This is a genomic window from Roseateles sp. P4_D2 (genome assembly GCF_056401875.1).
In genome coordinates this window covers 170956-181716 of record NZ_JBFUIM010000009.1, presented here as the reverse complement: position 1 = coordinate 181716, position 10761 = coordinate 170956, and the positions used below count along the sequence as shown (strand labels likewise).

6 protein-coding genes are annotated in these 10761 nt (G+C 70.6%); 1 reads left to right on the top strand and 5 read right to left on the bottom strand.

The genetic code is table 11. The features are described from left to right. Positions 1-3: 3 nt before the first annotated feature. The gene (locus AC1DW0_RS17770; RefSeq protein WP_477947140.1) at positions 4-3549 is read right to left on the bottom strand and encodes an indolepyruvate ferredoxin oxidoreductase family protein; all 3546 of its coding nucleotides are present in this window, start codon (positions 3547-3549) and stop codon (positions 4-6) included. Between the two features lie 190 nt (positions 3550-3739). Here AC1DW0_RS17770 and AC1DW0_RS17765 point away from each other — a divergent pair, with 190 nt between their 5' ends. Then, positions 3740-4210: an Lrp/AsnC family transcriptional regulator gene (locus tag AC1DW0_RS17765; RefSeq protein WP_056202791.1), complete on the top strand. Its 471-nt coding sequence runs from the start codon at positions 3740-3742 to the stop codon at positions 4208-4210. A gap of 126 nt (positions 4211-4336) precedes the next feature. On the opposite strand, the gene AC1DW0_RS17760 is transcribed toward AC1DW0_RS17765, so the two are convergent. The 4 genes from AC1DW0_RS17760 to AC1DW0_RS17745 form a co-directional block, all read right to left on the bottom strand. After that, entirely contained in the window at positions 4337-7606 is a 3270-nt protein-coding gene (locus tag AC1DW0_RS17760; RefSeq protein WP_477947138.1) for a hybrid sensor histidine kinase/response regulator, read from the bottom strand. 172 nt (positions 7607-7778) lie between these two features. Further along, a complete protein-coding gene (locus tag AC1DW0_RS17755) occupies positions 7779-8759 on the bottom strand; it encodes an ABC transporter substrate-binding protein (protein ID WP_477947136.1) in 981 nt (326 codons plus the stop codon). A 51-nt stretch (positions 8760-8810) separates the two neighbouring features. Beyond that, complete coding sequence (locus tag AC1DW0_RS17750) at positions 8811-9782, bottom strand: diguanylate cyclase domain-containing protein (RefSeq protein ID WP_477859230.1); 972 nt, start codon at positions 9780-9782, stop codon at positions 8811-8813. After that, the gene (locus AC1DW0_RS17745) at positions 9779-10750 is read right to left on the bottom strand and encodes a GGDEF domain-containing response regulator (protein WP_477947134.1); all 972 of its coding nucleotides are present in this window, start codon (positions 10748-10750) and stop codon (positions 9779-9781) included. Before AC1DW0_RS17745 ends, AC1DW0_RS17750 begins: the two co-directional genes overlap by 4 nt. Between the last annotated feature and the right edge of the window lie 11 nt (positions 10751-10761).

Genomic DNA, 10761 nt, shown 5'->3' with positions numbered 1-10761 from the left:
GGGCTACAGCTCCGCCACGCCTTTGACCCGCACAGGCATCGCCACCGGCTGCGCCGCAACCTCGACCGTGCGGCCATGGAAGCGATCCAGCAGTGCCTGCCATTGCTTCTTCACCGCAATGACGTTGGCATGCTTGACATGCCCATAGCCGCGGATCTTCTCGGGCAGGCGGGCCAGTTCGACGGCGGTGTTCAGGTTGTTGGCCGTCAGTGAAGCGAGGATCTCGTCGACCAGCTTCTCGTAGTCGGTGATGAGCTGGCGCTCCATGCGGCGCTCCTCGGTCTTGCCGAAGATGTCCAGCACGCCGCCGCGCAGGCCTTTCAGCTTCGCCAGCCACTTGAAGGCGGTGAAGGTCCACGAACCCATCTCGATCTTCTTCGCACGGCCGTCGGCGCCGGGCCTGGAGATCAGCGGCGGGGCGAGGTGGAAGGACAGGCGCTCCCAGTTCTCGAACTGGTCCTTCATCGCCTTCTCGAAGCGGCCGTCGGTGTACAGGCGCGCCACTTCGTACTCGTCCTTGATGGCCAGCAGCTTGGCGTAGTAGCGGGCCACGGCCTGGGTCAGGCGCTGGCCCTTGCCGAGTGCAGACTCGGCGGCGCGCACGCGCTCGACCAGGGCGCGGTAGCGCTGGGCGTAGGCCGCATCCTGGTAGTCGGTCAGGAACTGGGCGCGCCGCTCGATCAGGCCGTCAGGGCCGTCGAGCTGGTCGAAGTTGAAGAGCTTCACCACGTTGACGTCGCCGGCCAGCCTCGGAATAGCGTCCGGTGCAGCGATGGCCAAGCGGCCGAGCGCAAAGGCGGTCTTGTTGGCTTCGGCCGCGACACCGTTCAGCTCGATGGCGCGCATCAGCGCCGCCTCGCTGACGGGAATGAGGCCGCGCTGCCAGCAGGCGCCCAGCATGATGATGTTGCTGGGCAGCGTGTCGCCCATCAGGCGCTGCGAGATGTCCTGCGCATCGATGGTGCTGAGCTCGCCGTGCTCACCGACGGCGAACTTCATCTTGGCGATCAGCGAGTCGCCCTGCAGCGATGCATCCGGGTTGCGCACAAAGCCGGCCGTGGGCAGTTCATGCGTGTTGGCCAGGATGACGGTGCGACCGGCCTTCACCGTGCCCAGCGCATCGGGCGAGGCGCCCACCACCATGTCGCAGGCCAGCAGCACGTCGGCCTGCTGGGTGTCGATACGCACCTGGTTCAGCAGGTCCAGCGTTGGTGCCACGCGCACGAAGCTCAGCACCGCGCCACCCTTCTGCGCAAAGCCCATGAAGTCCAGCACCGAGGCCTGTTTTCCCTCGAGGTGGGCGGCCATGGAGACCAGCGCGCCGACGGTGACGACGCCCGTGCCGCCGACGCCCGTGACCAGCAGATCAAACGGGCCCGTCCACTGCCAGGGTGCGGGCGGAGTGATGGCGGCAAGCTCGCGCGCCAGGTCTTGCGCCGTGTAGCTGCCGCCGGCCTTCTTCTTCAGCACCGGTTCGTGCACCGACACGAAGCTCGGGCAGAAGCCGTTCACGCAGGAGAAGTCCTTGTTGCAGCTGCTCTGCTCGATGGCGCGCTTGCGGCCCCAGTCGGTCTCCACCGGCACCACGGACAGGCAGTTCGATGCGACCCCGCAGTCGCCGCAGCCCTCGCAGACGGCCTCGTTGATGAAGATGCGGCGCGGCGGGTCCGGGAATTCCTTCTTCTTGCGGCGACGGCGCTTCTCGGCGGCGCAGGTCTGGTCGTAGATCAGTACCGTCACGCCTTCGATCTCGCGCAGCTCGCGCTGCACGGCATCCAGCTCGCTGCGGTCATGGAAGCTCGTGCCGGCCGGGAACAGGCCGTGGTGGCCGTCGTATTTGCCGATCTCGTCGGACACGACCACGAGGCGCTTGACCCCCTCGGCCTCCACCTGGCGCGCGATCTGCGGCACGCTGGTCTGGCCGTCCACCGGCTGGCCACCGGTCATCGCGACGGCGTCGTTGTAGAGGATCTTGTAGGTGATGTTGGTCTTGGCCGCGATGGCCTGGCGGATGGCCAGATAGCCCGAGTGGTAGTAGGTGCCATCGCCCAGGTTCTGGAAGACGTGCTTCTCCTTGGTGAAGCGCGATTGCGCCGCCCAGTCCACGCCCTCGGCGCCCATCTGGATCAGGCCGGAGGTGCCGCGCTCCATCCAGCTGGCCATGAAGTGGCAGCCGATGCCAGCCAGCGCCCGCGAACCCTCGGGCAGTTTGGTGGATGTGTTGTGCGGGCAGCCCGAGCAGAAATAGGGCTGGCGGCGCACCGCGTCGGCGGCGTTGCTCAGCAGTTGCGGTGTCAGGAAGTCGACGACCAGGTGGCGGCGGTCCAGCGCCGGGTTCAGCCGCGCCAGCCAGTCGGCCACCGTGCCCATGATGCGGCTGGGGCGCAGTTCGCCCAGGGCGCTCAGCACCGCGCAGCCATGCTCGTCCGTCTTGCCGACGACGCGCGGGCGCTGGAAGTCGGGCAGGTGGTAGAGCAGCTCCTTGATCTGGCGTTCGACGACCGGGCCCTTCTCCTCGATGACCAGCACGTCGGTCAGGTTGGAACAGAACTCGGTGATGCGGGTCGGCTCCAGCGGGAAGACCAGGCCCACCTTGTAGACGCGCACGCCGGCCGCGGCCAGGGCGTTGGGGTCGAGGTCCAGGCGCCGCAGTACCTCCATGAAGTCGTAGTGCGCCTTGCCCACCGTCACGATGCCCAAAGTAGCCGCCGGGCTGGTGACGATGTGCTTGTCGATGCTGTTGACCTTGGCGAAGGCCTTCACCGCTTCGATCTTGTGCGCCAGGCGCGACTCCAGCTCCAGCGAGGGCAGGTCCACCGAGCGGATATGCAGATTGGTCGGCGCCGTGTAGTCGACGGCATGCTCGAAGTCCAGCGGCACGGCGTCCAGGTCTACCGTCATGCCGCTCTCGACAACCTCGGAGATCGCCTTGAAGCCCACCCAGGCGCCCGAGAAGCGCGACAGCGCCCAGCCATACAGGCCGAACTCCAGGTACTCGGCCACATTGGCCGGGTGCACCAGCGGCATGCTCCAGGCCTGCAGCGCCTGGTCGCTCTGGTGCGGCGTGCTGCTGGAGACGCAGCCATGGTCGTCACCGCAGACGACCAGCACGCCGCCCTGCGTGCTCGTGCCGTAGACGTTGCCGTGCTTGAGCGCATCGCCCGAGCGGTCCACGCCCGGGCCCTTGCCGTACCACATCGCAAACACGCCATCGACGGTGCGCTGCGCATCCAGCGCCACCCGCTGCACGCCCAGGCAGGCCGTCGCGGCCAAGTCTTCGTTGATGGCGGGCAGGAACTCGATGTGGGCCTTCTCGAGGAACTTCTTGGCCTTCCACAGCTGCTGGTCCACCATGCCCAGCGGCGAGCCGCGGTAGCCGGAGACGAAGCCGGCCGTCTTCAGCCCGGCGCGCTCGTCCTGGGCTTTCTGCGCGAGCAGCAGCCGCACCAGGGCCTGCGTGCCGGTCAGGAAGACGGCGCCGCTGTTGGCGGCGAGGTTGTCGCTGAGCTGGTAGGGGCGCAGGCTGGGCGTGACAGAGGTGTCGGACATCGGATCTCCTAAGGCGGGAAATTCTTCCCTCCATACGCCGGAAGAACTTGCCTCAATGCCGGGTTGCGGCGGGCCGAATGAGATGATTCTTCTCCAAAGAGGCTATTTAACGAAACGCCCCCACGCCCGCGTTGCTGGCTGCCCCCCGAGGGGGCGCGTCAGTGGCTTCGGGCGGCCGGGCACCACTGACATGGAAACAAACGAGTTCGACCGGGCCAGCCTGCAGATCCTTGAGGCGTTGCAGCTTGACGCGCGCCTGTCGACTCAGGCCCTGGCCGAGAAGGTGGGCCTGTCGGCCACGCCGGTGTGGCGGCGCGTCAAGGAGATGGAGGAGCGCGGCGTCATCCGCGGCCAGGTCGTGCTGGTGGACCGCGAGAAGATCGGCCTGTCCATCCTCGTGCTGGCCAATGTCAGCCTGGTGCGGCACAGCGAAGGCGCGGTGGAGCAGTTCGAACGCCTGGTGGGCACGCGACGCGAGATCATCGAATGCCATGCCATCACCGGCGAGGCCGACTACGTCATCAAGGTTGTTGCGGCCGACATGAAGGCCTATGACCTCTTCCTGCAGCAGCACATCTTCAAGCTGCCGGGCGTGAGCAGCGTACGCAGCAACGTCGTGCTGCGCGAGGTCAAGTACGAGACGGCCCTGCCGGTGGGCTGACCGCCCCGCAACAGGCTGGGCGTGATCGATTGCAGCCATAGACGCTCTTCGCCCTGCTTTGCGAATCCGTCTCGACGGCACGCACTCTGGCGGCGCTGGCCCAGTCCGATGCGGCGATGCAGCGCGTCAAGCTGGTGCGTCGGCAATGGAGCTGAGAACAGCCAGAGCCGCCTCGAAATCCAGCCGGTCCAGCGCGTGGCGCAGCCGCTCGAAGCCGGCCTCGCCGCAGGCCGCGCGCAGTGCCGGGGCGAGGGGCTGGAACTGGTCCAGGGCGGCCAGGTCATGCGCCTGCAGGGCCTGCTTCAAGCGCACCAGCGCCTGCGCATCCAGCGGGCGGGCCGCGGCGGTCGCCGGGCCGGGCTGGCGACCTTGCAGCCAGGGTCGGGCCTGCGCCGCCAGTGCCGACAGGCGCTGCGCCACTTCGGCCAGCGCGGCCTGGAAGTCCTGTCCGGCGCGGGCCTGGACTTCGCCACGCTGGGCTGCCTGGCGCAGGGCCGCAGCCGCCAGCAAGCCGGCGCTGCCGCCCAGCTTGTGCAGGCGGGCGGCGGCTTGCGTGGCATCCAGGGGTGCCAATGCCGTCAGGTCCACGAACTCGTCGAGCAGGCGCTGTAGCAGACGGGCGAAGAAGTCCAGGTCGCCCTGCATGCGCTGGCTGGCCTCGTCGCTGTCGATGCCGTCCAGCGCCGGCCAGGCCTCGCCCGCCGGGCTCTCTGCGGCGCGGGCGGCCACCGGCAGGCGCCGGCCCTGCATGCGTTCGACCTGCTCGCGCAGCTGCTGCACGAGGCCGGCCGGATCAAAGGGCTTGCTGATGAAGCTGTTCATGCCGGCGTCCAGCGCGCGTTGGCGCTCGCTGAGCAGGGCGCCGGCAGTCAGCGCCAGGATGGGCAGCTCGCGCAGGCCGAGTTCGGTGCGGATGCTGCGCGCGGCGGCCAAGCCGTCGAGCACCGGCATCTGCACGTCCATCAGCACCGCGTCGAAGCCCCTCGGTTCGGCGCGCAGCCGCGCGACGGCGGCGGCCCCGTCCTGGGCCAGCGTGACGATCGCGCCCTCCTGCTCCAGGATGCGCCGGGCCACCTCGAGGTTGATGTCACTGTCGTCGGCCACCAGCACGCGCACGCCGGGCAGGCGCTGCACGGCTGTGGCGCTGGGGCCGCTGGCCAGCAGCGGCTGCGTGGTGCCGCGCGCGGCCAGCGCCGCCTGTACGGCGTCGAAAAGGGCCGACACATCGGCTGGCAGGCGCAGCTGCCCCACGCCGGCACCGCGACTCATCAACACGCAGGGCAGGGTGGCCAGGCGTTCCTGCAAGACGCGCTGCCCGGCCAAGGGAAGGGTCTGCAACAGGCGGTGGTCGAGCAGCACCAGGTCGGGTGCGGCGCGGCCCAGGCGCTCCATCAGCGCCGCGGCGGCGTCCAGCGGTTCGGCCTGCCAGCCCAGGTCGGCACACAGGCGCTGCAGCGCGTCGCGCTGGGTGGCATCGTCGCTGGCCAGCAGCAGCGTCAGCGGGCGGATGGCCGGGCCCGGGCCGGCCGCGGGCTCGAAGGGCAGGCGCACGATGAAGCGGGTGCCGGCGCCGGGGCTGCTGCTGACGCCGACCTGGCCGCCCATCAGCTCGCACAGCTGCTTGACGATGGACAGACCCAGGCCCGTGCCGCCGTAGCGGCGCGACGTGGAGCTGTCGGCCTGGGTGAAGGGCGTGAAGATGCGCGACAGCGCCTCGGCCGGAATGCCAATGCCGCTGTCCTGCACGGCAATCTCGAGCTGCAGCGGCTGGGCACCGGCGTCGGCGCAGCGCGCGCTCAAGGCGACCTCGCCCTCGGACGTGAACTTGATGGCGTTGGAGACGAGGTTGCTGACGACCTGGCGCAGCCGCGCCGCGTCGCCGAGCAGAAGCGGTGGCAGGCCTGCGTCCAATTCGAGATTGAGCGCGATGCGCTTGGACTCGGCTTGCGACTGGAACAGGCTGGCGACATCGCGCAGCAGCGCGCGCGGGTCGAAGGGCGTGGCTTCCATGACCATCTCGCCGGCCTCGATCTTGGACAGGTCCAGCACCGCGTTGATCACGTCCAGCAGCGAGCGGCTGGCGCTGCTGACCTTGGCCAGCAGGTCGCGCTGGGCGGCGTCCAGCGGCGTGCGTTCGAGCAGGAAGGTCAGGCCCATGACGGCGTTCATGGGCGTGCGGATCTCGTGGCTCATATTGGCCAGGAAGTCGCTCTTGGCCGCGCTGGCCGCGTCGGCCGCCTGCATCGCGCGGCGCAGGGCGTCGGCATCGGCGCGGCGCTCGGTGATGTCCTGCACGGCGCCGACAAGACGGACGACGCGGCCGGCCTCGCGGCCTTCTTCTCGTTCGGTGGCGCCGACGGAATGCAGCCAGCGCAGCCGACCGTCCGGGGCCAGCAGCTCCAGCTCCAGGTCCCAGCCCTCGCCGGTGCGAGCGGCCGTGGCCATGGCCTGGCGCAGCTTCTGCTCGGAGTCGGGCATGAAGCCGCGCAAGACCGCCTCGCTGTCCGGCTCGGTGCCGTCCGGCAACTGGTGGATGGCGTGGGTCTGGCCCGTCCAGCTCAGCCGGCCGCTGTCCACATCCAGCTCCCAGCCGCCGACGCCCGCCATCTGGCCGGCGCGCTCCAGAAAGGCCTCGTTGCGTGCGAGTTGGCGGTTGCTGTCGCGCAGGGCCGTGTCGCGCTGCTGCAGGGCGGCCGTCATGGCGTCCAGGGCCTGCGACAGCTGGCCGAGCTCGTCCTTGTCTGCCAAGCCGCTGCGGGCAGCCAGGTCACCGCCTTCGACGGCCTTGGCCACGCTGCGCAGCTTGTCGATGGGCGCGAGCACGCGCTTGAGCAGCAGGCCGGCCAGCAGCAGCGTCAGTGTCAGCAGCGTGGCCTGCGTGGCGACCGCCAGCCAGCGCTGGCGCACGGCGTCGCGGCGGCGCGACTCGACGAGGTCGCGCGACAGTTCGAAGGCGCCGTCGCTGACGCGGCGCGTTTCGTTGACCAGCTGGTCGGTCAGCATCTCGCGGCGGGCGACATCATCGGCATCGACGGCTGCCGACTGCGAGGCCTGGCGCAGCGCGGCGAAGACCTGCGGCAGGCCGCGGGCCGTGTCCTGCAGGTCGCCGACCTGCTCGGCGCTGGCCGCGTCCGCGCCGGCGTAGTTGGCCAGCGCCTGGCTCAGGCGCTGGTGCACGAGGTTCCACTGCCGGGCGGCGCGTTCGCTGTGGTACAGGCCGTAGTCCTGGGTCAGCACCAGCAGGCCGGCGGCGTCGCGCGCAATGACCTCGACCGTCGTGCGCTGCGCGTCATTGCGCTCGGAGGCTTCGCGCTCGATGGCGATGCTCGTCAGCCGCGTGCCGACGACCAGCAGCGCCGCGATCACACAGGTCATCAGGGCGGGGCGCAGGCGCATCAATGACTCCGCGGATATTTGGGTTCGGCGGGCCGAGCGCCGGGCCGTTCCCTAGCCGGCCCGCTCTGGCGATGTGCATGCGGCTCGACGCCGCATGCATCGCCGTCCCCCAGGGGGACCGACTGGACACGCCCGCGTTCAGCGAGGCGGGGGCGGTCGAGGGGCACCATCATTACTTGACTATCGTCATCGAGCGCGGATCCAGCGCGCGCAGCGGCTCGACGCGCATCAGCTCGAGATAGTCCGGCACGGCCTTGTTCTCCACCAGGCCTTCGCGCACCGCCCAGCGCGACTCGGCCTCCAGTGTCGACAGCAGGTTCTGGTCGAGGCCGAGGTGGAACTCATAACCGTCAAGCTGGGCGGCGGCATTGCGGGCGCCGACCTTCCAGCGTGCCCCGAGCAGCTCGTGGGCGCGGCCCGGTTGGTTGTTGAGCAGGGCCACGCCGCGTTGTGCCGCCTTGAGCATGCGCAGCAGCGTGGCCTGGCTGAGCCCGGGCTGGGCAACGAGGTTGACCATGACGGTGTAGGGCCGCAGTGTCGACAACTGCACGCCCTTGGGGCCGAGCTGCTGCAGCGCCTGGGGGCCCGCGGGGCGGTAGAGGCCGGCCGCGTCCACCTCGCCGCGCAGCAGCGGCTCGGCGCCGCGATCGGGGTCGATGAAAACGAGGTTGACCGAGTCGCGCGGCACGCCATTGACGAGCAGGAAGACGTTGGTGAAGTAGTGGGCGCTCGTGCCGCGCACGACGCCGATGCGCTTGCCGGCGAGATCGGCGGGCGTGCGGATGCCGCGATCAGTGCGCGCCACCAGTGCCGTGTCGCGGGGCGTTGTGCCGAAGGTGGCGACGATCTCGAAGCGGTGGCCGGCATGCAGGGCGAACACCATGGGCGTGTCGGCCACCGTCGCGATCTGGGCCTCGCCGTCGGTGAGGTGTTTGAGGCAGCGCCGGCCGTTGATGCAGCCGATGACTTGCACGTCCAGGCCCTCGGCCGCGAAGAAGCCCTCCTGCGCGGCCAGCTGCAGCGGCGCGAACAGGGTCGAGTCGCCAATGGCGATGACCAGGGGAGCAGCCGGAACCGCGAACGTGGTCGCAGCGAGCAACAGGCCGGCGAGCCAGCGGCGCAGCGTGAATGGGGCACAGGAAGTCAGGGACATGTCGGGTCCTGGTCTGGCGCAGTGTGTGGGCCGCTGAGCCGCGGCTGGCGCTCAAGCGTGGGCATGGGCCTCGCTGGCTTCGCCGATGCGGCCGCGGCCGGCTGCCTTTGCGGCATAGAGGCCGCGGTCGGCCGCTTCGACGAGGGACTCGCCACGTGTCAGCACGACGCTGGCGTCCAGATCCGGCCGGGCTGCGGCCCAGCCGACCGAGACACTGACGAGGCGGCTCGGTGTCGCATCGGCATGCGCCAGCGCCAGGCCGGCCACGGCGTCGACGATGCGCTGGGCCATGGCACGCGCGCCGGCCGCGTCGGTCTGCGGCAGCAGCACGGCGAACTCCTCGCCGCCGTAGCGCGCGGCCAGGTCGGCGGGGCGGCGGATGCAGCCGCGGATGGCGGCGGCGATCTCGCGCAGGCAGGCGTCGCCGGCCACATGGCCGTAGCGGTCGTTGTAGCGCTTGAAGTGGTCGACGTCGATCAACAGCAGGGCCAGGCTCTCGTGGCCGCGGCGGGCGCGCTCGCATTCCAGGCGCAGGTCCTGGTCGAAACGGCGGCGGTTGGCCAGGCCGGTCAGGCCGTCGGTCAGGGCCGAGGCGCGCAGCGCGTCGCCCAGGGCCTTCAAGCGCAGCTGGGTGCGGGCGCGCGCGACGACGACCTCGGCCACCGGCGGCTTGCGGATGAAGTCGGAGGCGCCAGCCGCGAAACCAGCCACCTCGACGGCGACCTCGGTGTGGCCGGTGATGATGATGACGGGCACATCGGCCAGCCGCGGGTCGGCACGCAGCGCGGCACAGACCTCGAAGCCCGAGAGGCCGGGCATCTCGGCGTCGACGAGGACGAGGTCGGGCGGGCTCTCACGCGCCAGGCGCAGCCCGTCCTCGCCGGACAGCGCGAAGCGCAGTTCGCCCAGGCCGTTGAGCATGCGCGCCAGCACCTGCACGCTGGCGGCGTCGTCGTCGACCAGCAGCAAGCTGTGGCGCGTGTCCAGCTGGGTGGGCCAGCTGTCGGGAGCGGGCAGCTTCATGTGGCGAGCGGCAGCTCGTGGCCGTCGGCAGTCGCAGCGCACACGCAGACCCGGCCCGGACCGGCCTCGAGCGCCGCGGCCAGCGCGGCGGCGGCGGCCACGCTCGGGTCGCCTTCGCTGGCCAGCAGCCCGATGCCGATGGCCAGGGTCAGTTCGGCATCACCGGCCAGCGCTTGCTGCAGGCGTGCGGCCAGCGCCGCGGCGCCGGCGGCCGTGGTGTCGGGCAGCAGCAGCGCAAAGACTTCGTCGCCATGGCGCGCGACCAGGTCGCCGGGCCGCTGCAGTGCCTGCTGGGCCAGGCCGGCGACATGACGCAGCGCGTTGTCGGCGGCGCCTTGGCCATGGCGCTTGCGGTAGGCCGCCAGGCCTTCGAGGCCGGCCAGCAGCAGGGCCAGCGGCTGGCCGCTGCGGCGGGCGCGGCGGCATTCCAGGTCCAGCTCGTCGTCGAACTGGGCGCGTTCGGCCAGGCCGGTCAGCGCATCGCGGCGGGCCAGGCGCAGCAGGCGCTGGGCGGTGCGATGCAGGCGCAATTGCATGGCGACGCGGGCGCGCAGGGCCGGGCCGGCGACGGGCTTGGCGACGAAGTCGGCCGCGCCGAGCTCGAACACGGCAGCCTCGACGCTGGCGCCGGTGTGCTGGGTGACGAAGATGACGGGCACCTCGGCCAGCAGCCGGTCGGCCTTGAGCTGGCGGCAGACCTCGAAGCCGTCGATGCCGGGCATCTCGGCGTCCAGCAGCACCAGCTCGGGCTGCCAGCTCCGCGCGATGGCCAGGGCCTGGGCGCCGTCGGTGGCGAAGCGCAGCTGGCTGTAGCCCGACAGCAGCCGGCCGAGCATCTGGATCATGCCGGGGTCGTCATCGACGAGCAGCACGCGGGCATCCGCCAGGGCCGGCAACAGGCTGTCGAGCCGGCTGGCCTGCGGGCTGGGCGCGGCGGGGTGGAGAGGGCTGGGGAGGGTCAAAGGCATGGCGCGGCCCA